The organism is Isoptericola jiangsuensis, assembly GCF_002563715.1.
GTDB lineage: Bacteria > Actinomycetota > Actinomycetes > Actinomycetales > Cellulomonadaceae > Isoptericola > Isoptericola jiangsuensis.
In genome coordinates, this window is record NZ_PDJJ01000001.1 from 2,043,117 (window position 1) to 2,064,711 (window position 21,595).

Below are 21,595 nucleotides of genomic sequence, written 5' to 3' on the forward strand. Positions count from 1 at the left end.
GGGCCGCGCGTCAGTCGAACATGTCACCGATGTCGTCGAGGATGCCGCCCAGCACCATGCCGCCGAGCACGGCACCGAACGCGCCGGAGCCGCCGCGCGGGCCGTGGCCGCCCCACTGCTGACCGCCGGCGTGCTGGGCACCCCAGTGCTGACCGGCGTGCGTGCGGGCGATGTCGCGGTGCGCGAGCGTCGCCGCCTCGGCGGCGAGGGCGGCGGCACGTCGGGCGGCGTCCACCGCGCGCTCCGGGTCGGACACGGCGCGGGCCGCGGACAGCTCGCGCTGCGCCTCGGCGAGGCGGGTCCGGGCGTCGGGCCCGACGGGTGCCCGGTAGTCGTCGACGACGGCGCGCGCGGCGGACACCTGGCGCTCGGCGTCGTCGAGGGCCGGGGCGAGCTGGGCGGTGGCCCGGCGGCTGCGGTCCTCCGACTCGAGGCGGACGCGCACGGCGTCGTCGAGGGCGGTGTTGGCCTCGCGGACCCGGGTCAGCGCCGCCACCGGGTCCTGCGGCTCCCCGGGCGCCGGCAGGTCGTCGAGCGCGGCCTGGAGCGCCGTGGCGGCGGCCTCGACCTCGACGGCGCCGGCGCGCTGCGGGGCGGGCAGGGCGCGGGCCTGCGCGAGCTCGCTGCGGGACTCGGCGACCATCGCCCCGAGCGCGGCCTCGGCCGTCAGGGCGTCGGCCTCGAAGTCGCGCACGGCCTTGAGCAGCCCCTGGGCCCGCACGACCGACTCGTCGGCCGCGCGGGCGGTCGCGGCGGCCTGGGTGGGCTCGCCGTCGTCGAGCTTGCGGCGGGCTGCGGCCAGGCCGCGGCCGGCGAACTCCAGCAGGCGCTCCGCCTGGGCGGGGTTGTCGGCCACGGGCCGCAGCGCGGAGGGCGCGTAGCGCGCGGCGAGCTCGTCGAGGTCGGTCCGGGCCTCGGGCAGGGCGGCTCGGACCCGCTCGACGTCGGCGGCGATCCGGTCGAGCGCCGCCGGGGTCGACCGCGCGGTGCGGCGGCGGTCGGCCAGCCCGGACTCGAGCGCGTCGAGCACGGCCTCGGCGTCCTGGCACAGCCCGAGGATGCGGGCGGACCACTCACGGCGCTCGGCGTCGGTGTCGGGGACGTGGTCGTGCAGGAGCTGGTTGAGGTGGAACGCCTCGCCGACGTGCTCGCGGGCCCGACGGACGTGGCCGGCGAGGTCCGCGGTCGCCTCCGTGCCGAGCTCGGCCTCGGCGAACGCCAGCTCGTCCTCGGCGAGGCGGGCGCGCTCGTCGGCGCGCACCAGCGCGGACCCGGCCCGGACGCCGAGCCGGTCGAGCTCGGCGGCGGTGGCGGCGTCGCGCGTACGACGGCGGCGCACCGACCACGCCACCACGGCCACCAGGGCCGTCACCACCAGCACCGCACCCGTGACCAGTCCGACGATCGCTGCTCCACCCATGCCCGGCATCGTACGGGCATCCCCGGGGCCCCGGGCGCGCCGTCCCCGGGGGGTGCCGCCGGTGGCGACGGGAAGGTGGGCGCGCCGCCGGCCGGGGGTGCCCAGCATCGGTGTGCCGAGGCAATCGAGAGGGTTCGCGGTGCCACAATGGACATCGATGACCCCCACCCCGGACCCGGACGGTCCTGCCGTCGCCCGCCCCTCCGCCGCCCCCGCCGGCTCCGAGCTCAGCACCCTCGCCTCGCTCCGCCGCCTGCTGCCGTTCGTCCGCCCCGCGCTCCCGCGGCTGATCGGCGGCCTGGTGGCCGCCCTCGGCGCCAGCCTCGCGGCGCTCGCCATCCCGCGCGTCCTCCAGGCGCTCGTCGAGGGCCCCCTCGCCGCCGGTGTCGCGACCGGCGACCGTGGCGCGCTCGTGTGGCCCACCCTCGCCGTCCTCGGCCTGGGGCTCGCCGAGGCGGGCCTGGTGCTCCTGCGCCGCAACCTCGTGATGTATCCCGGCACCCGGGTCGAGGCCGAGCTGCGGATCGCCCTGTTCCGCCACCTGCAGGAGCTTCCCGCGGCGTTCCACGACCGCTGGCCCGGCGGGCAGCTCCTCAGCCGTTCCATGGGCGACCTCGGCCTGCTGCGCCGGTGGCTCGTGTTCGGGCTCCTCCAGCTCGTCGTGTCCACCATCACCATCGTCGTCGGCGTCGGCTTCCTGCTGAGCACCGCCGGCTGGCTCGGCCTGGTCTACCTGGCGGGCGCCGTCCCCGTCACGGTCATCGCGTTCTGGTTCTCCCGCCGCTACCGCGTCATCGCGCGGCTGTCGCAGGACCAGTCCGGGGACCTCGCCACCACCGTCGAGGAGTCCGTCCACGGCATCCGCGTGCTCAAGGCGTTCGGCCGCCACCGCGAGGCCCTGGACTCGTTCACCGACCAGGCCGAGGAGCTGCGCCGCACCGAGCTGCGCAAGGCGTCCAACCAGGCGACGGTGACGACCTCGCTCCAGCTCGTCCCCGAGGCGACGCTCGCCGTGTGCCTCGTGCTTGGCGTGTGGCTCACCGCGTCCGGCGAGATCACCGTCGGCGCGCTGGCGGCGTTCTTCCTCACGGCCGCCGTCATCAACGGTCCCGTGGTCGACCTCGGCCAGACCCTGTCGATGACCCTCAACGCCCGCTCCGCCGTCGACCGGTACTTCCAGGTGCTCGACACCCCCAACCCACTGGCCGACCCCCCGCACCCCGCCCGCCTCGACGACGTCCGCGGCGACGTCGCGCTGCGCGACGTCACGTTCGCCCACGAGGACGGACCGCCCGTCCTGCGACACCTCGACCTGGACCTGCCCGCCGGCACCAGCACGGCCCTGGTGGGCCTCACCGGGTCCGGCAAGTCCACCCTGGCGATGCTCGTGCCGCGGATCCACGACGTCACCGGGGGCGCCGTCCTGCTCGACGGCGTCGACGTGCGTACCCTGCGCCGCCAGGACGTCCGCCGGGCCGTGGCGGTCGCCTTCGAGGACCCGACGCTGTTCTCCGCGACGGTGCGCGAGAACGTCCTGCTCGGCGCGGACCCCGACCTGCCCGACGACGCCCGCGACCGTCTTCTGCGCGAGTCGCTCGACATCGCGCAGGCCCACTTCGTGCGCGACCTGCCCGACGGCGTCGACACCCGCATCGGGGAGGAGGGGCACTCCCTGTCCGGCGGGCAGCGTCAGCGGCTCGCCCTGGCCCGCGCCATCGCGGCCCGGCCCCGCGTCCTCGTCCTCGACGACCCGCTGTCCGCCCTCGACGTCGCCACGGAGGAGGCGGTCACCCAGCGCCTGCGCCGCGTCCTGGCCGACACCACCAGCCTCGTCATCGCCCACCGGCCCTCCACCGTCGCGCTGGCGGACCGGGTCGCCGTGCTCGCCGACGGCCGCGTCACCGCCGTCGGCACCCACCGCGAGCTGCTGGCCACCGACGCCCACTACCGCCACGTCATCGCCTCGCTCGAGGACGACTGGGCCCGCCGCGAGGACACCGAGGAGGTCCGCCCGTGACCGCACCCGCCGACCACCGCCCCGACGCCGACCGCCCCGCGGCCCGCCGCCGCGCCACCACCGCCGCCGCGGACGACGCCACCACCCTCGACGCCGACACCTCGCGCGCGGTCCGCACCCGCTCGCTCGGCCTGCTCGGCGAGCTGCTCCGCCCCCGGTGGCGACCGCTCGCCTGGGCCGGGCTCCTCGTCGTGGTCAGCACAGCGGGCCAGGTCGCCGGCCCGCTGCTCGTCCAGGCCGCGATCGACACCGCCGTGCCCGCCCTCGTCGCCGACGACGCGCTGCCGCTGGTGGCGGTGGGCGGCGCCTACCTGCTGGCGGCCGCGCTGGGCGGCGTGTGCGCCGGCGCCTACGTGCGCGCCGCCTCCCGCGTCGCGCAGAGCGTCCTGCTGGAGCTGCGTCGCCGCGTGTTCCGCCACACGCAGCGGCTGTCCCTGGAGTTCCACGAGTCGTACACCTCGGGGCGCGTCATCTCCCGCCAGACCTCCGACCTGGAGGCGCTGCGCGAGCTCTTCGACGGCGGGCTCACCGGTGTCGTGTCCTCGCTCATGCTCATGGTCTTCACCGGTGCCGCGCTGTTCTGGGTGGACTGGCGCTCGGGCCTCGTGCTGCTGTGCGCCCTGCTGCCCGCGTGGGTGCTCACCCGCTGGTTCCAGCGGCGCTCGCAGCTGTACTACCGCGAGCAGCGCACCGCGTCCGCGCGCCTCATCGTGAAGTTCGTCGAGACGATGACGGGGATGCGCGCGGTGCAGGCGTTCCGTCGCGAGCCGGCGTCCGAGGCCGAGTACGCGCACCTCGGCGAGGAGTACCGGGACGCGAACCTGCGGATCTTCGGCGTCAACGGCCGCTACCAGCCCGGGCTGGTGCTCATCGGCAACGTCACCGTGGCGGTCGCGCTCGCGCTCGGCGGCTGGCGTGTCGTGGAGGGCACCCTGGACGTCGGCGCGCTGGTCGCGGTGCTGCTCTACGTCAAGCGGTTCTTCCAGCCCATCCAGCAGCTCGGCATGTTCTACAACGCCCTGCAGTCCGCCGTGGCCGCGCTGGAGAAGGTGTCGGGCCTGCTCGCCGAGGAGCCCACCGTCGCCGAGCCCCGCCACCCCGTGCCCCTGCCCGCGGCCCGCGGCGACGTCCACCTGCACGACGTGACGTTCCGGTACGGGGAGGGCCCGGTCGTGCTGCCGGACCTCGACCTGCACCTGCCCGCCGGGCAGACCGTCGCGCTGCTCGGCACCACCGGGGCGGGCAAGTCCACCGTGGCCAAGCTGGTCACCCGGTTCTACGACCCGTCGCAGGGCGCGGTGACGCTCGACGGCGTCGACCTGCGCGACCTGTCCACCACCGACCTGCGGCGCGCCGTGGTCATGGTGACCCAGGAGGCGTACCTGTTCAGCGGGTCGGTGCGGGAGAACATCGCGCTGGGCCGCCCCGACGCGACCGACGCCGAGGTCGAGGCCGCCGCCCGCGCGGTAGGGGTGCACGACTTCGTGACGTCGCTGCCCGACGGGTACGCCACCGACGTCAACAAGCGCGGCGGGCGGGTGTCGGCGGGGCAGCGCCAGCTCATCAGCTTCGCCCGTGCGTTCCTCGCCGACCCCGCCGTGCTGGTGCTCGACGAGGCGACGAGCTCGCTGGACGTGCCGGGGGAGCGGCTGGTGCAGGAGGGCCTGCGCACGCTGCTCGCGGACCGGACGGCGCTCGTCATCGCGCACCGCCTGTCCACGGTGGAGATCGCCGACCGGGTGCTCGTCATGGAGCACGGCCGGGTCGTCGAGGACGGTGCACCGGCCGAGCTGGCGGCCGCGGGTGGTCGCTACGCCGCGCTGCACGCGGCGTGGCGGGACTCGATCGCCTGAGGGACCGTGCGGGTCACGCCCCGGCCGCGACGAGCTGCTCGACGAGCGCCCGGGCCGGGGCGGACGGCTCGCCGACGGTGAGGGCCAGGACGTCGCGACGCGCTCCCGGCACGGGGGCGGTGACGACCTCGGGGTGGCGGTGCGCCCGCAGCGCCAGGCCGGGCAGCAGGCTGACGCCCGCGCCCGCGGCGACGAGCGCCTGCACCGCGACGTAGTCGTCCGTCTCGAACGAGATCCGCGGCGCGTACCCGGCGGTCGCGCACCGCGCGACGAGGTCCGCGCGGCAGCGCTCGCAGCCCGCGATCCACGTGGCGTCCTCGTAGCGGCGCAGCAGGCCCGTGCCCGACCCGTCGGCGGCTTCCTGCGCCGCCGAGGCGTCCGCCACCGGGCCGTCCGGGGCCGTCACGAGATGGACGGAGTCCTCCATCACCGGGGTCACGAGGAACGGCGTGAGGTCGTCGACGCTGCGTGCGTGACGCACGTCCGGGTGCTCGAACACGACGGCCACGTCGACCTCGCCCGAGCGCAGCGCGGCCACGGCCTCCGGCGGCTCCGCCTCGACCAGCGTGACGCCCAGCCCGGGGTGCGCGGCCCGCAGCCGCCGCACCGCGTCCGGCACCACGGTCGCCAGCGCCGACGGGAACGCGGCGAGGCGGACCCGCCCGGCCCGCAGCCCGGCCAGCGCGTCGAGCTCACGCTGCGCGGCGCCGACACGGGCGATGATCTCCTCGGCGCGGTCCGCCAGCATCCGGCCCGCCTCGGTGAGGCGCACGCCGCGCCCGGCGCGCTCCAGCAGCGGGATCCCGGCCTCCGCCTCCAGGCGCGACAGGTGGTGGCTCACCGACGGCTGCGCGTAGTGCAGCTCGCGCGCCGCCGCGGTGACGGACCCGGTGCGGGCCACGGCCGCGAGCACCCGCAACCGGGTGAGGTCGAGCTGGACGGCCGGGGGAGGGGCGTCGGTCATGGGACCAGCCTACGACCGATCGACGCACGTGATGCATCGGCGAGAAACCTGGCATTGGACCGATGGATCGGGTCGGCGCGATGCTGGACGCATGGACCAGCAGCCGCCCACCCCGAGCGACGTCCTCGCCGCGCGCCACCGCCTCGCCGGGCACGTCGTGCGCACCCCCGCCACCGCGTACCCCGCGCTCGACGACGTCGCGCACGCCGCCGGCGCCCACGACACCCGCCTCGTCGTCAAGCACGAGAACCTCCAGCGCACCGGCTCCTTCAAGGCCCGCGGCGCCCTCAACCTGCTCCTCCACCAGGGCGCTCCGCCCGCCGGGATCGTCGGCTACTCCACCGGCAACCACGCCCAGGCGCTCGCCCACGCCGCCCGCCAGGTCGGCGCACCCTGCACCATCGTCATGCCGCAGGCACCCAACCCCGTCAAGGAGCGCGCCGTGCGCGCCCTCGGCGCCGACGTCGTCCTGCACGGCGCCGACCTCACCACCGCCGCCGCCCACGCCGCCCACCTCGCCGCCGCGCGCGACGCCCGCCTCGTGTCCGCCGCCGACGAGCCCGACCTCGTCGCCGGCGTCGCCACCGCCACCCTCGAGCTCCTCGAGGACACCGGCCACCTCGACGTCCTCGTCGTCCCCGTCGGCGGCGGCTCCGGCGCCGCGGCCGCCTGCCTCGTGACGTCCGCGTTCGCCCCCCACGTCGACGTCGTGGGCGTCCAGGCCACCGGCGCCCCCGCCGCCCACGACTCCTGGCGCACCGGACACCTCGTCACCCGGCCGATCCGCACCCGCGCCGAGGGCCTGGCCACCGGACGCGGCTTCGCGCTCACCCAGGGCCTGATGCGCACCGGCCTCGCGGACTTCCTCCTCGTCGACGACGACGCGATCTCCCGCGCCCAGCACGCCTACCTCACCGCCGCGCGCACCGTCGCCGAGGGCGCCGGCGCCGCGGCGCTCGCGGCCGTGCTGACCCACCCGGACCGGTTCGCCGGGCGGCGCGTGGGCGTCGTGTGCAGCGGCGGCAACGCGTCGCCCGACGAGCTGCTGCGCGCGCTGACCAGCACCGGGACGGCCGTTCCGGCGTAGGGTGGCCGGATGGCACGCGTCGTCGACATCCACCCGATCGACCCCCAGCCCCGGGCCGTGCACCAGGTCGTGGACGCCCTGCGCGACGGGGCGCTCATCGCCTACCCGACGGACTCCGGGTACGCCCTGGGCTGCCAGGTCGGCCAGCACGACGGCACCGAACGGATCCGCCAGATCCGGCGCCTGGACGCGCGGCACCACTTCACGCTCGTCTGCTCGAGCTTCGCGCAGCTCGGCCAGCTCGTGCGGCTCGACAACGCCGAGTTCCGCGCGATCAAGGCCGCGACGCCGGGCCCCTACACGTTCGTCCTGCCGGCGACCGCGGAGGTGCCGCGCCGGCTCGCGCACCCGAAGAAGAAGACGGTGGGCGTGCGGATCCCCGACTCGCGCGTGGTGCGCGCCCTGCTGGACGAGCTCGGCGAGCCGCTGCTGTCCTCGACGCTCATCCTGCCCGACCACGACGAGCCGATGACGCAGGGCTGGGAGGTCGCCGACGCCCTCGACCACGTGGTCGACGTCGTCGTCGAGTCCGGGGACGTGGTCGCCGCGCCGACGACGGTGGTGGACTTCTCCGCGGGCTACCCCGAGGTGGTGCGCGTCGGCGCGGGGGACCCGTCGCCGTTCGAGTGACCGGTGCGACCGCGTCCCGGGCCGTTCACCCGCGCGACACGCCGTCGGGCTAGGGTGCGGGCATGAGCGATCGCGGACTCGAGCTGGCCCAGGACAAGATGCGGGCGGCGGGCGTGGTGCCCGCCGCGGTGGACGTCTTCACGCGCTTCTACCGGTTGCTGGAGGAGGACGTCAGCGGCTACGTGCGCGAGGCCGACGTGGAGCCCCTGACGGACCTGCCCCGGCACGCCGACCTGACGATCGGCCCCGACGAGGCGGCCGCGGCGCTGGCCCGCACGGCGATCATCAAGCTCAACGGCGGGCTCGGCACGTCGATGGGCATGGACAAGGCCAAGTCGCTGCTCACCGTGCGCCGCACCAGCGAGGGCGAGGACCTCACGTTCCTCGACGTCATCGTGCGGCAGGTGCGGGCGGCGCGGGCCGCGACGGGCGCGCGGCTGCCGCTGGTGCTCATGAACTCGTTCCGCACGCAGGACGACACCCTGGCGGCGCTGGCGCCGTACGACGACGTCGCCGTCGACGGGCTGCCGCTGGACTTCCTGCAGAACCGCGAGCCGAAGCTGCGTGCCGACACCCTGGAGCCGGTGGAGTGGCCGGACGACCCCACGCTCGAGTGGTGCCCGCCGGGCCACGGCGACCTCTACCCGGCGCTGCACGCCCACGGGGTCGTGCGCGCCCTCCTTGACGCCGGCTTCCGGTACGCGAGCGTGTCGAACTCCGACAACCTGGGCGCGGCCCCGGACGCGGAGATCGCGGCCTGGTTCGCCGCGTCGGGCGCGCCGTACGCGGCCGAGATGTGCCTCAAGACGCCCGCCGACGTCAAGGGCGGCCAGCTGGTGGTGCGCACGGCCGACGGACGCATCATCCAGCGTGAGACGGCGCAGACCCACCCGGACGACATGGACGTCTCGCTCGACCCGGAGCGGCACCGCTACTTCCACACGAACAACCTGTGGTTCGACCTGGAGGCCCTGGCCGCCGAGCTGGAGCGCACCGGCGGTGTCCTGGAGCTGCCCCTGATCCGCAACGTCAAGACGGTCGACCCGACGGACTCCTCCTCGCCCGAGGTGGTGCAGATCGAGTCGGCGATGGGTGCGGCCGTGGCGGTGTTCGAGGGCGCGACGGCCATCGAGGTGGGCCGCGAGCGGTTCCTGCCGGTCAAGACGACGAACGACCTGCTCCTGCTGCGCTCCGACGTCTACGAGCTCACCGACCAGTACCACGTCGTGGCGCAGGTCCCCGCGCCGCTGGTGCGGCTGTCGAAGACGTACAAGACGATCGGCGCGTTCGACGAGCGCTTCCCGGCCGGCCCGCCGTCGCTGCGCGGTGCCACGGGCCTGACGGTCGACGGCGACTGGACGTTCGGCGCGGACGTCGTCGCCGAGAGCGACGCGGCACTGGGCGCACCCGACGGGGGAGCGGGCACCGTGCCGGACGGTGCGAGGGTCACCGCGTCCGGGATCGCCTGACGTCCACCACGCGCTGCGCCCCGACCTCGGGGCGCAGCGCGCCGCCGCCCACCGCGCCGACGTCGTCGCGGAGGCGGTCGAGGGCGGACGGCGGTACGAGCAGCCGCAGACGGGCCGAGGAGCCGTAGTGCGTGTCCTCGACGACGGCGTCGTGGTGCGCGGCCCAGTCCCGCAGGACGTTCTCGACGCGTCCGGCGTCGGCGTGCGGGACGTCGAGGGCCACCTCGACGAGGCGACGCCGGTCGAGCACCACCCCCTGCCGCTCCGCCTCCTCGAGGGCGGCCGCGACCGACCCGGAGTAGGCCCGCACGAGCCCGCCGGCGCCCAGCAGGACGCCGCCGAACCAGCGCGTGACCACGGCGACGACGTCGGTGGTGCGCCGGTGCCGCAGGACCTCGAGCATGGGCACGCCCGCGGTGCCCGACGGCTCGCCGTCGTCGGTGGAGCGCTGCACGCCGGCGTCGGTGCCGAGCACGAGGGCGACGCAGTGGTGGCGGGCGTCCCAGTGCTGCTTGCGGAGGCGCGCGACGACGTCGTCCGCCTCCTCGGGCGTCCGCACGGGCTCCAGGTGGGCGAGGAACCGTGACCGCTTGACGACGAGCTCGTGGGTGACGACCTCGGCGAGCGTGCAGGGGAGGTCGGGGTCCGGGGCCGGTGCGGTGGTCACGGGACGAGGCTATCCGCGACACGCCGGCAGCTTGTCACGGAGAAAAGTGTGCCAAGCGGGAGGATGGCCCCATGACCAGCGACGACGCCCTTCCCGAAGCACCGACGAGCGCTCCGGCCCGGTACCCGCGTCCCACCGTCGGGCTCGACGAGGCCGAGTGGGTGTGGCGGCACCTGGGCGTCGAGGCGCTGCGACCCGACGGCAAGCCGGAGACGGTGCGGCTCGCGGTGATCGCGGGCCTGACCCGGGCGACGGGGGCCCGCTACGGGGACCTACTGCGGGTGCGGGTGGAGGACCTCGACCTCGGCCCGGCGGGCGCCGCCGGCCGGGGCCGGGTGGCGGGGGAGCGGGCTTCGGTCGAGGGCAGGGTGCTCGTGCGGCACGGGAAGCACCGCACGCTGCGTCGGCACCGGCTGCCGTCCGACGTCCTGGTGGTGCTGCGGCACTGGATGACGGTGCGGGAGGAGCTCGCGGCCGAGCTGGAGGGTTCGGTGCCGCGCGCGCTGCTGCTCACGGTCCACCACACGCACGACAACGGGACCACGGTGGCCTCGGGCCTGCCGATCACCCGACAGGGGCTGGTGCTGTCGTGGCGACGCTTCGTGCTGCGCACGAACGCCCGGTTCGGGGCGGCCAGGCCGCCGCTGCCCACCCGGTTCGAGCAGGTGCGGCGGGCCTGGTGCGACGCGGGCGTGCCCGACCTGGGCACGGAGGTGGCCGAGGTGCTGCCGGCGTCATCCGATGCTCAAGAATAAATAGTGTGCCAAGCACCGACAAAGCCCCAGTCACCGCCCGGTGCGCGACCGCGCGGCGCCCCTACCGGGTCGCCAGGCCGAGCAGGGGAGCCTCGGCCCGGTGCGACGGCAGCTCGGAGAACCCCAGCCGGTCGTAGAACGCGCGGGCCGCGACATTCTTCGGGTCGTAGCCGAGGTGCACGCCCGGCACGCCCTGCTCGGCGAGCGCGCCGAGCAGCGTGTCCATGAGGCGTCGGCCGAGGCCGCGACCCTGCGCGTCGGGCACCAGGTCGATGTGCAGGTGCGCCGGGTGGGTCTCGAGCTCGCCGCCGCGCAGGCCGCGGACCATCCGGCCGGGGTCGGTGCCGTCGCGCACGAGCGCAGCCTCGCTGTACCCGGGCGTCGGCCCCGACGACGGACGCGCCTGCGGGTGCCGCTCGCGGAACAGCGGCGACCAGGACGTCTCCCACCAGTCGGCGAAGCCGGCCGTGTCCGCCACCGCGATGATGTAGCCGAGCATCCGGCCGTCGTCGACGCGCAGCGGGTCGTCGTCCGCGGCGGCGCCGGGCTCGACCACGACGAAAGCGAGGTCGGGCGAGTGGTCCACGTAGGGCAGGGCGTACACGTCGGGCATGAGGCTGTCGTCCGAGTACAGGCCGCGCGCGTCGCCGCCGCCGGCAGCGGTGCGGACGCACACCTCGGCCACCGCCGCGCGGTCGCCGGGACGGTACGGACGGATCTCCAGGTCGGTCATGGCGGTCATCGTCGCAGGAGAACGACCACCAGCACCAACAGCGCCCCACCACCGAGGACGACCGGCACGGGCGACGCGTCGCCGACGAACCACGAGGCCACGGCCCCGGCGACGAGGGCAGCCGCCGTCACCACGAGGTCCCGCCCCGTCGCCCGCGCGAGCGCCGCGACCTCGACCCGTGCGGCCCCACCGATCTCCTGGGCCCACCACGCACCGCGCAGGGTGGCGTGACCCAGCGGCGCCATCCACCAGACGGCGGGATCGAACGGCGCAGCCGGCGAGCCCAGGAGCACGGCCGCGGTCAGGCAGAGCACGGCCAGGGCAGGTCCTCGCCCGGGCCGTGCCAGGAGCCACAGCAGCAGCACCCCGCCGATCGTGCCGACGAGCCCGGTCACCCCGGACGGCACCCGAGTGACGGCGGCGACGACGAGCAGCGCCGGCGGGACCAGCGCGGCCAGCCGGAGCACGACGCCGGGCACCGCCGGCCCGTGGGCGACGTCGACGACCGGCAGGGGACGGTCCGCGCGGCGCGCCCGCCACGCGCGGATCTCCGCGGTGACGCTCATCGTCCGCCTCCGGTCGCGGTACGGCGGCCGGGCGGTCCCGCGTGGTGCCGCTCGTCGGCGCGCACGACGGCCTCGAGCCGGGCGGCCGCGCGACTGCGGTCGGCCCCGGCCCACGGCAGGACGACGACGCCCTCGGCCACGAGCCGGTCCACGCGGTCGCGACGTTCCATGGACGTGACCCGCCAGGCGATGCGCAGGTGCTCCTCCGCGACGGGGTGGACGCGCGGGAGCGTGTCGACCACGACCACCCGGTGCCCCTGCTCGCGCCAGGCTCGCACGACGTGCAGCACCTCGTCGTCGAGGAGCGTCGAGAACAGGTACACGACGGCGTCGGCGGGCAGCCGCGGGGCGCGGAGTCGTCGCGACGGGTCGCCCAGCGGGCTGGCGAGGGCCAGGCCGTGCAGCACGCGACGGAGGTGGCGGCGACCGGCCGCCGGGGGCAGCGGCCGCCGACGACGCCCGAGGTCCTCCAGCCCGACCCGGTCCCCGGCGTCGACGACGGCTCCGGCGACGGACGCCGCCGCGTGCCGGGCGAGGTCGAGCGACGTCGGCTCGTCGACGCGGCGCGGGCCGCTGCCCCGCCAGGTGCGCAGGTCGGGGCCGACGTCGTCACGGGAGTCGAGCACGAGCATGGTGGTGGCCTCGGCGGTGGCCTGGGTGCGGCGGACGTACAGCTCGTCGAGGTCGGCGGAGCGGCGCGCGGTGGTGCGCCAGTCGATGCGCCGCAGGCGGTCGCCGGGCACGAACGGGTGGATGTCGCGCAGCTCGTCGCCGGACCCGAGCCGCCGCGAGGTGTGCGGTCCGGTGAGGCCGCGCAGTCGGGGCGGCAGGGGCACCCGGCCGAGCGGCATCGCGGCGGGCAGGACGAGCGAGTCGGGGGCGCCCGCCCGCACGGGGTCCTCCGCGGTGGCGCCGCCGGGCCCGTGCCCGCGGACGTCCGCGACGAACGTCGGCTGCGGGCCGGTGCGCACGGTCGACAGGTGCAGCGTGAGCTCGCGGCGTCGGGCCGCTACGACGAGCTCCGCAGGCCGGTGCCCGGGGGCGGCGACGCGCACCTGCACCAGCTCCGCCCCGGGCGGGGGGTCGACGGTGAGGACGGCGCCCAGCCGGCCGGGCTCGGCCGTCGGCGCGGAGGTCAACGTGGCCGTGGTGGCACGGTCCGCGGTGCCGCCGGTCCAGGCGCCCGGGCGGCCCGTCCACGCGGCGGACAGCAGCACGGGCACGCCGAGCAGGGCGACGTCGGCCCGTCCCGCCAGGAGCCCCAGCGTGAGCAGGGCGGCGCCGACGACGAGCGCGCCGACCCCGGCCGGGGTCCGGCGCCAGACCGGCTCGTCCGGCTGCCGGAGACCCCGGTCGCGGGCGGCGTCCCGGGCCGTCGTGCCGAAGCTCACCGGCCGTGCCCCACCGTGGCCGGACCGGGCACCGTGGCCAGGAGCTCGGTGACGACGTCCTCGGGTCGCACGGCGGACGCCCAGGCCGTGGGCGTCAGGGTGAGCCGGTGGGCCAGCACCGGCACCGCGACGCGCTTGACGTCCTCGGGGAGCACGTGGTCGCGGCCGTCGAGGACCGCCACGGCCCGGCCCAGGAGCAGCAGGTTCTGGGACCCGCGGGGCGACGCCCCGACCTCGAGCGCGGCGTGCCCGCGGGTCGCGGCCGCCAGGTCCACGCAGTAGCGCGCCACGTCGGGGTCGACGTCCACGGCCTCCACCCCCGCCTGCATGGCCAGGACGGTGGCGGGGTCCACGACGGCCCGCACCGGGGCGGCCTCCTGGCGTCGCTCCACCCGGCGCAGCAGCACCTGGAGCTCCTGCGCGGCGTCCGGGTAGCCGACGGCGAGCCGCACCATGAACCGGTCGAGCTGCGCCTCGGGCAGCGGGTACGTGCCCTCGTACTCGACGGGGTTGGACGTCGCCACCACGTGGAAGGGCCGCGGCAGGGACCGTGTCACGCCCTCGGACGACACCTGCCGCTCCGCCATCGCCTCCAGCAGCGCCGACTGCGTCTTGGGTGCCGTCCGATTGATCTCGTCGGCGAGGAACAGCCCCGTGAACACCGGCCCGGGCCGGAACACGAACTCGCGCGTCGCCGGGTCGAACACGCTGGATCCCGTGACGTCGCTCGGCAGCAGGTCCGGCGTGCACTGCAGCCGGGCGAAGTCGAGGCCCAGCGCCGTCGCCAGCGACCGCGCGGCCAGCGTCTTGCCCAGCCCCGGCACGTCCTCGAACAGCACGTGCCCGCCCGCCAGCACCGCCGCGAGCGCCAGCTCGAGGGTGTCGCGCATGCCGACGACGGCGGTGGAGACCTCGTCGAGGACGTCGTGGGCGCGGGCGGTGATGTCGGGTACGGGCAGGGGGGTGGGGTGGGGGGTGGTCATCGGCGCGGCCTTCCGGGGGTGGGGTCGGGGGTGTGGGGGGTGAGGTCGTCGAGCGCGTCGAGCCAGTGGTGCAGGGTGCGGGGGGTGGGTGGGCGGCGGGAGGTGAGGCCGGCGAGGACGTCGGGGCCGAGGAGTCGGGCGGCGCGGGGGTGGTGGGTGGGGTCGTCGAGGTCGATGCCGTGGTGGGCGAGGCGGTGGGTGGCGATGGCGTGGACGCGGCGGGTGACGCGGGCGGAGACGCGGCCGTCGCGGGTGAAGGCGGCCCAGCCGAGGTCGGAGAGGTCGTGGCGGGCGCCGTGGCGGGTCTCGTCGGGGGGTGCGGGCCAGGTGGCCTGGTCGCCGTCGTCGAGGTGGCGCCAGAGGTGGGTGGCGGTGAGGGCGGTGAGGGGGAGGAGGAGGGCGTGGGTGGGGTCGAGGGTGCGGGTGGTGGCGAGCAGGAGGGCGGTGAGGGTGGCGAGGGTCCAGGGGAGGTGGCGTCTCATGGGTGCTCGTCGAGGGTGCGGGCGATGGTGGTCAGGGCGGTGCGTGCGGTGGTGACGTCGTCGTCGGTGACGGGGTGGTGGGTGAAGCGGGCGTGCTGATAGAGGGTGCGCAGGGTGGTGAGCTGGGGGGCGGGTGCGGGGGTGGTGGCGAGGACGGCGGTGGTGAACTCGGTGGTGGTCTGGGCGGGGTCGCGGGTGGTGCCGGCGTGGGCGGCGGCTTCCTCGAGGGCGACCCAGGCGGCGATGACGCCGTCGGTGGGGGTGGTGGCGTCGTCGAGGTGGGCGAGGGCGCGGGTGACGGCGTCGGTGAGCTCGGGGACGGTGAGGGCGGGCTGGGTGGTGGCGAGGTCGTGGCCGGGGTCGAGCTGGTCGGGCTCGTGGGGGCTCGGTGGGGTGTCGCGCAGGGCGGTGAGGAGGCGGCGGCCGGCCCACCACAGCAGGAGGGCGAGGACGAGCCCGGCGAGGACGAGCAGGAGGGTGACGAGGGTGTCGTCGGGCGGGGTGGGTTCGGTGGGTGCGGCCGACGGGGTGGGGGCGGGGCTGGTGGTGGGGGTGTCGAGGTCGGGGCGCAGGTCGAGGGCGAGGGTGGGGAGGCGGAGGTCCCAGGGGGTGGCGGTGGCGGCGCCGACGAGGGCGAGGGTGGTCAGGCCCAGGAGCGCGGCCGGGTGGGTGAGGCGGTCGCGCGGGCTGGTCACCGCAGGTCCTGGGCGTGGCTGCCGGCGAGGGCGGCGGTGACGAAGGCGGCGGGGTCGTCGTCGAGGCGGCGGCCCATGGTGGAGAGGGTGACGGGGGTGTCGCGGAGCGCGTCGAGGAGGTCGGTGCCGGCGGGGGCGTCGACGAGGTGGTGGCGGTCGGGAAGGGTGCGGGCCTGGGTGCCGATGCGGGCGGTGAGGGCGGGTCCCCAGGCGGGGTGCTGCTCGAGGGCGGGGTGGGGGCGGGGGACGACGACGTCGGCTCCGGCGAGGGCGACGCGGCCGTAGGCGGTGAGGGAGTGGTGGGAGATGCCGAGGTGGCGGTCGCGGGGGTCGGCTCCTGACACCCGCAGGGAGGCGACCGCGTGTCCGCCGAGGGTGGCGATCGCGTTGACGGCGTCGCCCGCGGCGACGCCGGAGAAGCCCCAGCGGGTGCCGGTGCCGAGGTTGCCGGGTCCTTGGGCGACGACGGCGAGGTCGGCGCCGGTGACGTGGCGGGCGGCGAGGAGGCCGGTGTGCACGGTGACGGCCTCGTGGTCGCCGCCGTAGGCCTGCCCGACGGTGATGGTGGTGTCGATCCAGCGGGCGTCGCGCAGCGCGGCGACGGTGCGGGAGAACGCGGCGGGCAGGGCGCCGCCGTCGGTCATGACGTAGGCGATGCGCGGGGCGGGGCGGCCGGCGCGGGCGGCGGCGTGGCGGGCGCCGGCGACGACGGCGGGCAGGGCGGAGTGGAGGTCGGCGACGACGACGGGCAGCCCGTCGAGGTCGTCGGCGTCGCGCAGGGCGGCGTGGTGGTCGGACTCCTGCTCGTCGACGCCGAGGACGAGGGCCTGCAGGGGGGTGTAGCGGGCCTTGACGAGGTGGCCGGGGCCGGGGGGCGGGTCGGCGGGCAGGGCGTCGGCGTCGGCGGGGGCGACGACGAGGGCGTACCCGCCGGTGCCGAGGCCGCGGGCGAGGGCGGAGACGTTGAGGGCGAGGTGGTCGCCGACGTCGGGGTCCCCGACGAGGTCGGTGTAGGCCAGGGCGCGGACGTCGTCGCCGGCGGCGCGGTCCGCGAGCGCCTGGTCGAGGGTGACGGTGAGCTCGCGGGCGCCGGTCCAGGTGCGTCCGCGGGCGCGGACGGTGCCGGTGCGCCAGGTGAGGTGGTCGGCGGTGCGGGGGTGGTTCGTCGGCCCTGTCGTCACCCGTGGAAGCGTACCGGGCACTACGGTGGAGCCGATGGTTGAGGACCTGGGGGCGCCGACGCGTCCGGACGAGCGGTTGTTGAACCTTGTCATCGCGTTGCTGAACACGTCGGTGTCGATGACGAAGCAGCAGGTGCGGGCGAGCGTGCACGGGTACGACCAGGCGGCCTCGACGGAGGCGTTCGAGCGGATGTTCGAGCGGGACAAGGACTCGTTGCGGGCGTTGGGCGTGCCGGTGGTCACGGTGGAGGGTGGCGGGCACAGCGACGAGGTGGGGTACCGGATCGACGCGGAGGCGTACGCGTTGGGTCCGGTGGACCTGACGGCGGCGGAGCTGGGTGTGGTGGCGCTGGCGGCGCAGCTGTGGTCGGACAAGACGTTGCGGACGGACATGTCGCGGGCGTTGACGAAGCTGGCGGCGGCGGGTGGTGGTGCGGCGGTGGACGACGCGGTGGCGGGTCTGGCGCCGCGGGTGCGGGCGGCGGGTGACGCGTACGGGCCGTTGCTGGAGGCGATCTCGCAGCGGCGGCGGGTGACGTTCCGGTACCGGGCGGCGTCCACGGGCGAGGTGCGGGTGCGGCGGGTGGAGCCGTGGCGGATCGCGGCGCGTGGCGGGGGCTGGTACGTGGTGGGTCATGACCTGGACCGGGGTGCGGTGCGGGTGTTCCGGTTGTCGCGGGTGGACGGTCGGGTGCGGTTGGAGGGTGAGGCGGGGGCGTTCGTGGTGCCGGACGGGGTGGACGTGGACGCGGCCCTGGGTGCGGGGCTGGGGGTGGAGCGGGTGGCGGTGCTGGGGGTGCTGCCGGAGCGGGCGTCGGCGTTGCGGGCGCGGGCGGTGCCGGTGCCGGGTGACGTGGTGGTGCCGGGGGGCTGGGCGGGGCGTGACGTGGTGTGCGTGCCGTTCCGGTCGTCGGGGGCGATGGCGGACGAGGTGGCGGGGTACGGGGACGCGGTGGTGGTGGGTGGTCCGCCCGGGTTGCGGGACGAGGTGCTGCGGCGGTTGCGCGCGGCGGCGGGTCTGGCGGGTCGCGCGGGTGTCGACGGTGGGGGTCGGGAGGGTTCTGATGGCTGAGCGGGCGGACGACCGGCTGGTGCGGCTGCTGGGGATCGTGGCGTTCCTGGACGGTGCGGGGCCGGTGCGGGTGGAGGAGCTGGCGGAGCGGTTCGGGGTGTCCCCGGAGCGGATCCGGCAGGACATCGACGCGTTGTGGGTGTCGGGGACGCCGGGGTACATGCCGGACGACCTGATCGACTTCGACGCGTACTCGTTGGAGGCGGGTCTGGTGAGCCTGACGCAGGGTCGGGGGCTGACGCGGCCGCTGCGGTTGGGGACGCGGGAGGCGGTGGCGCTGGTGGCGGCGTTGCGGGCGATGAGCACGACGCCCGCGGTGGTGGCGGACCCGGCTCGTGCGGCGGTGGTCGCGTCGGCGTTGGAGAAGCTGACGGCGGCGACGGGGGAGGCCGCGGCGGCGCTGGACGTGCGGCTCGGCGGCGACGGCGACCCGGAGGTGCTGGCGGCGGTGACGCGGGCGCTGGGGGCCGGGCGGCGTGTGCGGCTGCGGTACGTGGACGCGGGTGACGTGACGTCGGTGCGGGACGTGGATCCGTGGCAGCTGGTGACGCAGTCGGACGCGACGTACCTGGTGGGGTGGTGCCACCGGGCGGCGGGGCGGCGCACGTTCCGCCTGGACCGGGTGCTGGGCGCGCAGGTGCTGGACGAGGGTCTGTCGCACGCGCCGCAGGGTGCGGTGGTGGACGTGTTCGCGCAGGTCGCCTCGGAGGCGAGCCGGTCGCCGCGGGTGGCGACGCTGCGGTTGGCGTCCGCGGCGCGCTGGGTCGCGGAGGAGGTGCCGGTGGAGTCGGTGCAGGACCTGCCGGACGGGTCGTTCGAGGTGCGGCTGCGGGTGACGAACCCGGCGTGGCTGGCGCGGCTGCTGCTGACGAACGCGCCGCACGTGGTCGCGGTGGACCCGCCGGACGTGGCGCGGGACGTGGCGGCCGCCGCGTCGGCGGCGCTGGCGGCGTACGGCGAGTCGTAGGCTGGCGTCCGTGGACGGATGGGTGTGGGTGCTGCTGGCGGTGGCCGCGGCCGGGTTCCTGGGCTGGGTGGTCTGGGGCGTGGTCGCGGCGGGGCTGCGGCTGCTGCGGCAGGGCGCCCGGTCGGCGCAGGTGCTGGGCGACGGCACCGAGCGGATCGGCGACGCGGTGGCCCGCGCGCAGGAGCAGCGCGCCTCGTCCGGCCCGACGATGTTCGACGACCGTGCGGTGCTGCGCGACCGGGTGCGGGCGCTGCGGACGGCCCGCCGGCAACGGGTCGCGGAGCGGCGCGCCCGGCAGGAGCCGGTGTGGCTCTCGTGGCGGGAGTCGACCTGGCTGGAGCGTCGCACGGCGTCGCGGCGGAACGGCACGTGAACGTGCGGTGACGTCCGCGAACGGGTCGGCCGGGCGTGTTCCGGACGTCCCGGCACCCGGCCTACACTGGCCGCAGGTGCCCGTTCGGGCGCCGTGAACCTGCCTGGAGTGAAGGCCGTGAGAATCCTCGAGAGCCCTGCCGTCCTGGTCGCGCTGATCGTGCTGGTCATCGTGCTGTTCGGTGCGAAGCGTCTGCCCGACGTCGCCAAGAGCGTCGGCTCCTCGCTGAAGATCTTCAAGAAGGAGGTCAAGGACCTGCGCGACGACGAGGGCCAGGCCGCGCCGACGCAGCCTGCCCCCACGACGACCACGGCCCCGACCTCCCCGGTCGCGCCGATCGTGCCGGCCCCGACCTCGGACTCCCCGACCCGGCCCGCCGACGCCGGCTCCGCGCAGAGCGGCACCGAGTCCACGACCAGCTGAGAGGCCGCACCATGCCCCGCACCCCCCGGGACCCCGAGGGGCGCATGCCGCTGCGCGAGCACCTCGTCGAGGTCCGCAAGAGGGTCGTGCGCATCGCGTTGGGTCTCCTGCTGGGCGCGATCCTCGGCTGGATCGTCTACGACCCGCTGCTGGACGCGCTCGTGGAGCCCCTGGCGCGGGCGTCGGCGGAGCGCGGCGCGCTCATCGGCCTGAACTTCGACGGCGTCGCCACGGCGATCGACATCCACTTCAAGGTCGCGCTGTTCCTCGGCGTCATCGTGTCGAGCCCGTGGTGGCTCTACCAGGTGTTCGCGTTCGTCAACCCGGGCCTGACCCGCGCCGAGCGCAAGTACGTGTACGGGTTCCTCGCCGCGGCGGTGCCGATGTTCCTCGCGGGCGTCGTCATGGCGTGGCTGGTCCTGCCGTCGGTGGTGCTGGTCCTCAACTCGTTCGTGCCCGAGGGCAACGCGAACCTCATCGGCGCGCAGCTCTACCTCTCCTTCGTCATGCGCCTCGTCCTGGCGTGCGGCATCGCGTTCCTCGTGCCCGTGTTCATGGTGGTGCTCAACCTCATGGGCGTCGTGACGGGACGCACGTGGCTCGCGGGCTGGCGGTGGGCGATCCTCGTGTCGTTCGTCTTCGCCGCGATGGTCACCCCCACCCTGGACGTCATGACGATGTTCGGGCTGGCCGCCCCGATCTGCGTGCTCTACTTCGCCGCGACGGGGCTCTGCCTCCTGCACGACCGGCGTGCCGCCCGGCGCCGTGTCGCGCCCGTCGAGTGACCGGCGCGCCGGGGCGCCGGTGAACGACGTCCCGGCCCGGCGCCGGGTCGGGGTCGCCGTCAACCCGACGGCCGCCGGCGGGCGCGGCCTCGACACCGGCCGGTTCGTCGCCGCCCGGCTGCGCTCCGCGGGCCTCGACGTCACCGACCTCACCGGCCGCGACGCCGTCGACGCCACCGCCCGCGCCACGACCGCCGTCCGCGACGGCGCCGTGGACGCCCTCGTCGTCGTCGGCGGCGACGGCATGGTGCACGTCGGCGTGCAGGCCGTCGCCGGCACCGGCGTGCCCCTGGGCGTCGTGGCCGCGGGCACCGGCAACGACTTCGCGGCCGCGCACCGGCTGCCCGTGCGCCACGCCGAGACCGCCGTCGAGGGACTCCTGGCCGCCCTGGCCACCGGCCACGTCCGCCCCGTCGACGCGATCTCCGTCACCGGCCCCGCCGGCGGCCGCTGGGTCGCCGGTGCCGTCTCGGCGGGCCTGGACGCCGCCGTCAACCAGCGCGCCAACACCCTGCCCGCCCGTGTGCCGGCCCGGTACGCGTTGTCCGCGCTCGCGGAGATCGCCGGGTTCCGCGCCTGGGCGTACGACCTCACCTTCACCGGGGTCGTCGCCGCCGGCGACCTGCCCCTGGCCCCCGGCCCGGACGACACCGCCCGCTGGCGCGGCCGCGCCGCGCTGGTCACCGCCGCGAACATCCACCGCATCGGCGGCGGCATCCGCGTCGCCCCCGACGCGCGCACCGACGACGGCCTCCTCGACGTCGTCGTGGCGCCCGTCCTGACCCGGGCGGCCGCCGCCACCATCTTCCCGTCGATGTTCTCCGGCCGGCACGTGCGCCGCCGCGACGTGCACGTCGTACGGGCCCGCGCCGTCACCATCGCCGCCGCCGGTCCCGGCCCGGACGTCCCGGGCCCGCGCGCCACAGGCCACCACGCCGCCGCGGACCTGCCGCTCGCCCACGGCGACGGGGAGGCGCTGGGTCCGCTGCCCGTCACCGCGCGGGCCGTGCCCGCCGCGGTGCTCCTGCTGGCCACCCCCGGTGCGCCGTCCGGGAGCGTCGCCGCCGCGCCGTAGGCTGACG

22 protein-coding genes are annotated in these 21,595 nt (G+C 76.3%); 12 read left to right on the forward strand and 10 right to left on the reverse strand.

Features of this window, described 5'->3' with window-relative positions:
• Positions 1 to 10: 10 nt before the first annotated feature.
• Positions 11 to 1,420, reverse strand: a complete 1,410-nt coding sequence (locus ATJ88_RS09235; RefSeq protein ID WP_098463582.1) for a hypothetical protein — start codon at positions 1,418 to 1,420, stop codon at positions 11 to 13.
• Positions 1,421 to 1,577: 157 nt separating this feature from the next.
• On the opposite strand from ATJ88_RS09235, the gene ATJ88_RS09240 reads away from it, so the two are divergent.
• Together ATJ88_RS09240 and ATJ88_RS09245 are read left to right on the forward strand one after the other, a co-directional pair.
• On the forward strand, positions 1,578 to 3,437 hold the full coding sequence (locus tag ATJ88_RS09240) for an ABC transporter ATP-binding protein (protein ID WP_098463583.1): 1,860 nt from the start codon (positions 1,578 to 1,580) through the stop codon (positions 3,435 to 3,437).
• A complete protein-coding gene (locus tag ATJ88_RS09245; protein ID WP_098463584.1) occupies positions 3,434 to 5,290 on the forward strand; it encodes an ABC transporter ATP-binding protein in 1,857 nt (618 codons plus the stop codon). Before ATJ88_RS09240 ends, ATJ88_RS09245 begins: the two co-directional genes overlap by 4 nt.
• A gap of 13 nt (positions 5,291 to 5,303) precedes the next feature.
• Here the strand turns inward: ATJ88_RS09245 and ATJ88_RS09250 are convergent, their stop codons facing one another.
• Positions 5,304 to 6,254 carry a LysR family transcriptional regulator gene (locus ATJ88_RS09250; protein ID WP_098463585.1) on the reverse strand — a complete coding sequence of 317 codons (951 nt, stop codon included), beginning with the start codon at positions 6,252 to 6,254 and terminating at the stop codon, positions 5,304 to 5,306.
• 91 nt (positions 6,255 to 6,345) lie between these two features.
• Here ATJ88_RS09250 and ATJ88_RS09255 point away from each other — a divergent pair, with 91 nt between their 5' ends.
• The 3 genes from ATJ88_RS09255 to ATJ88_RS09265 all read left to right on the forward strand — a co-directional run bounded on the left by ATJ88_RS09255 (position 6,346) and on the right by ATJ88_RS09265 (position 9,440).
• The gene (locus ATJ88_RS09255; RefSeq protein ID WP_098463586.1) at positions 6,346 to 7,341 is read left to right on the forward strand and encodes a threonine ammonia-lyase; all 996 of its coding nucleotides are present in this window, start codon (positions 6,346 to 6,348) and stop codon (positions 7,339 to 7,341) included.
• A 9-nt stretch (positions 7,342 to 7,350) separates the two neighbouring features.
• Positions 7,351 to 7,971 carry an L-threonylcarbamoyladenylate synthase gene (locus ATJ88_RS09260; RefSeq protein ID WP_098463587.1) on the forward strand — a complete coding sequence of 207 codons (621 nt, stop codon included), beginning with the start codon at positions 7,351 to 7,353 and terminating at the stop codon, positions 7,969 to 7,971.
• A gap of 62 nt (positions 7,972 to 8,033) precedes the next feature.
• Positions 8,034 to 9,440 (forward strand): UTP--glucose-1-phosphate uridylyltransferase, encoded by a 1,407-nt coding sequence (locus tag ATJ88_RS09265; RefSeq protein ID WP_098463588.1) that lies wholly within the window; start codon positions 8,034 to 8,036, stop codon positions 9,438 to 9,440.
• Here the strand turns inward: ATJ88_RS09265 and ATJ88_RS09270 are convergent.
• The gene (locus tag ATJ88_RS09270; RefSeq protein WP_098463589.1) at positions 9,418 to 10,107 is read right to left on the reverse strand and encodes an IMPACT family protein; all 690 of its coding nucleotides are present in this window, start codon (positions 10,105 to 10,107) and stop codon (positions 9,418 to 9,420) included. The two genes, ATJ88_RS09265 and ATJ88_RS09270, sit on opposite strands and share 23 nt — an antisense overlap.
• A gap of 71 nt (positions 10,108 to 10,178) precedes the next feature.
• Here ATJ88_RS09270 and ATJ88_RS09275 point away from each other — a divergent pair, with 71 nt between their 5' ends.
• Positions 10,179 to 10,862, forward strand: coding sequence for a site-specific integrase (locus ATJ88_RS09275; protein WP_141538643.1), 684 nt, complete (start codon positions 10,179 to 10,181; stop codon positions 10,860 to 10,862).
• A 61-nt stretch (positions 10,863 to 10,923) separates the two neighbouring features.
• Here the strand turns inward: ATJ88_RS09275 and ATJ88_RS09280 are convergent, their stop codons facing one another.
• Genes ATJ88_RS09280 through ATJ88_RS09310 form a run of 7 tightly spaced genes read right to left on the reverse strand, consistent with a single transcriptional unit; the run spans position 10,924 to position 16,893 of the window.
• Entirely contained in the window at positions 10,924 to 11,604 is a 681-nt protein-coding gene (locus ATJ88_RS09280; protein ID WP_098463590.1) for a GNAT family N-acetyltransferase, read from the reverse strand.
• On the reverse strand, positions 11,601 to 12,161 hold the full coding sequence (locus tag ATJ88_RS09285; protein ID WP_098463591.1) for a hypothetical protein: 561 nt from the start codon (positions 12,159 to 12,161) through the stop codon (positions 11,601 to 11,603). The genes ATJ88_RS09280 and ATJ88_RS09285 overlap by 4 nt, the downstream gene beginning before the upstream one ends.
• Positions 12,158 to 13,552 (reverse strand): DUF58 domain-containing protein, encoded by a 1,395-nt coding sequence (locus tag ATJ88_RS09290; RefSeq protein ID WP_098463592.1) that lies wholly within the window; start codon positions 13,550 to 13,552, stop codon positions 12,158 to 12,160. Before ATJ88_RS09290 ends, ATJ88_RS09285 begins: the two co-directional genes overlap by 4 nt.
• Positions 13,549 to 14,535: an AAA family ATPase gene (locus tag ATJ88_RS09295; protein WP_098463593.1), complete on the reverse strand. Its 987-nt coding sequence runs from the start codon at positions 14,533 to 14,535 to the stop codon at positions 13,549 to 13,551. The genes ATJ88_RS09290 and ATJ88_RS09295 overlap by 4 nt, the downstream gene beginning before the upstream one ends.
• The gene (locus ATJ88_RS09300; protein ID WP_098463594.1) at positions 14,532 to 15,017 is read right to left on the reverse strand and encodes a hypothetical protein; all 486 of its coding nucleotides are present in this window, start codon (positions 15,015 to 15,017) and stop codon (positions 14,532 to 14,534) included. The genes ATJ88_RS09295 and ATJ88_RS09300 overlap by 4 nt, the downstream gene beginning before the upstream one ends.
• On the reverse strand, positions 15,014 to 15,712 hold the full coding sequence (locus tag ATJ88_RS09305; protein ID WP_098463595.1) for a DUF4129 domain-containing protein: 699 nt from the start codon (positions 15,710 to 15,712) through the stop codon (positions 15,014 to 15,016). Before ATJ88_RS09305 ends, ATJ88_RS09300 begins: the two co-directional genes overlap by 4 nt.
• On the reverse strand, positions 15,709 to 16,893 hold the full coding sequence (locus ATJ88_RS09310) for a DUF3866 family protein (RefSeq protein ID WP_245852287.1): 1,185 nt from the start codon (positions 16,891 to 16,893) through the stop codon (positions 15,709 to 15,711). Before ATJ88_RS09310 ends, ATJ88_RS09305 begins: the two co-directional genes overlap by 4 nt.
• 34 nt (positions 16,894 to 16,927) lie before the next feature.
• Between ATJ88_RS09310 and ATJ88_RS09315 the strand changes: the two genes are divergently transcribed.
• The 6 genes from ATJ88_RS09315 to ATJ88_RS09340 all read left to right on the forward strand — a co-directional run bounded on the left by ATJ88_RS09315 (position 16,928) and on the right by ATJ88_RS09340 (position 21,588).
• On the forward strand, positions 16,928 to 17,965 hold the full coding sequence (locus tag ATJ88_RS09315; RefSeq protein ID WP_098465235.1) for a helix-turn-helix transcriptional regulator: 1,038 nt from the start codon (positions 16,928 to 16,930) through the stop codon (positions 17,963 to 17,965).
• Positions 17,958 to 18,932, forward strand: a complete 975-nt coding sequence (locus ATJ88_RS09320) for a helix-turn-helix transcriptional regulator (protein WP_098463596.1) — start codon at positions 17,958 to 17,960, stop codon at positions 18,930 to 18,932. The genes ATJ88_RS09315 and ATJ88_RS09320 overlap by 8 nt, the downstream gene beginning before the upstream one ends.
• Positions 18,933 to 18,942: 10 nt before the next feature.
• Positions 18,943 to 19,305, forward strand: coding sequence for a hypothetical protein (locus ATJ88_RS09325; protein WP_141538644.1), 363 nt, complete (start codon positions 18,943 to 18,945; stop codon positions 19,303 to 19,305).
• 117 nt (positions 19,306 to 19,422) lie between these two features.
• Positions 19,423 to 19,728: a Sec-independent protein translocase subunit TatA gene (tatA, locus tag ATJ88_RS09330; RefSeq protein ID WP_098465236.1), complete on the forward strand. Its 306-nt coding sequence runs from the start codon at positions 19,423 to 19,425 to the stop codon at positions 19,726 to 19,728.
• 11 nt (positions 19,729 to 19,739) lie between these two features.
• Complete coding sequence (tatC, locus tag ATJ88_RS09335; RefSeq protein WP_245852290.1) at positions 19,740 to 20,513, forward strand: twin-arginine translocase subunit TatC; 774 nt, start codon at positions 19,740 to 19,742, stop codon at positions 20,511 to 20,513.
• Between the two features lie 19 nt (positions 20,514 to 20,532).
• Positions 20,533 to 21,588 carry a diacylglycerol/lipid kinase family protein gene (locus ATJ88_RS09340; RefSeq protein WP_098465238.1) on the forward strand — a complete coding sequence of 352 codons (1,056 nt, stop codon included), beginning with the start codon at positions 20,533 to 20,535 and terminating at the stop codon, positions 21,586 to 21,588.
• The last annotated feature ends 7 nt before the right edge of the window (positions 21,589 to 21,595 follow it).

Excerpts from the sequence above, each read along its gene's own strand:
- ATJ88_RS09235 (WP_098463582.1), bottom strand. The coding sequence starts at position 1,420 with ATGGGTGGAGCAGCGATCGTCGGACTGGTCACGGGTGCGGTGCTGGTG.
- ATJ88_RS09240 (WP_098463583.1), top strand. The coding sequence starts at position 1,578 with ATGACCCCCACCCCGGACCCGGACGGTCCTGCCGTCGCCCGCCCCTCC.
- ATJ88_RS09250 (WP_098463585.1), bottom strand. The coding sequence starts at position 6,254 with ATGACCGACGCCCCTCCCCCGGCCGTCCAGCTCGACCTCACCCGGTTG.
- ATJ88_RS09255 (WP_098463586.1), top strand. The coding sequence starts at position 6,346 with ATGGACCAGCAGCCGCCCACCCCGAGCGACGTCCTCGCCGCGCGCCAC.
- ATJ88_RS09260 (WP_098463587.1), top strand. The coding sequence starts at position 7,351 with ATGGCACGCGTCGTCGACATCCACCCGATCGACCCCCAGCCCCGGGCC.
- ATJ88_RS09265 (WP_098463588.1), top strand. The coding sequence starts at position 8,034 with ATGAGCGATCGCGGACTCGAGCTGGCCCAGGACAAGATGCGGGCGGCG.
- ATJ88_RS09275 (WP_141538643.1), top strand. The coding sequence starts at position 10,179 with ATGACCAGCGACGACGCCCTTCCCGAAGCACCGACGAGCGCTCCGGCC.
- ATJ88_RS09280 (WP_098463590.1), bottom strand. The coding sequence starts at position 11,604 with ATGACCGCCATGACCGACCTGGAGATCCGTCCGTACCGTCCCGGCGAC.
- ATJ88_RS09285 (WP_098463591.1), bottom strand. The coding sequence starts at position 12,161 with ATGAGCGTCACCGCGGAGATCCGCGCGTGGCGGGCGCGCCGCGCGGAC.
- ATJ88_RS09295 (WP_098463593.1), bottom strand. The coding sequence starts at position 14,535 with ATGACCACCCCCCACCCCACCCCCCTGCCCGTACCCGACATCACCGCC.
- ATJ88_RS09300 (WP_098463594.1), bottom strand. The coding sequence starts at position 15,017 with ATGAGACGCCACCTCCCCTGGACCCTCGCCACCCTCACCGCCCTCCTG.
- ATJ88_RS09315 (WP_098465235.1), top strand. The coding sequence starts at position 16,928 with ATGGTTGAGGACCTGGGGGCGCCGACGCGTCCGGACGAGCGGTTGTTG.
- ATJ88_RS09320 (WP_098463596.1), top strand. The coding sequence starts at position 17,958 with ATGGCTGAGCGGGCGGACGACCGGCTGGTGCGGCTGCTGGGGATCGTG.
- tatC (WP_245852290.1), top strand. The coding sequence starts at position 19,740 with ATGCCCCGCACCCCCCGGGACCCCGAGGGGCGCATGCCGCTGCGCGAG.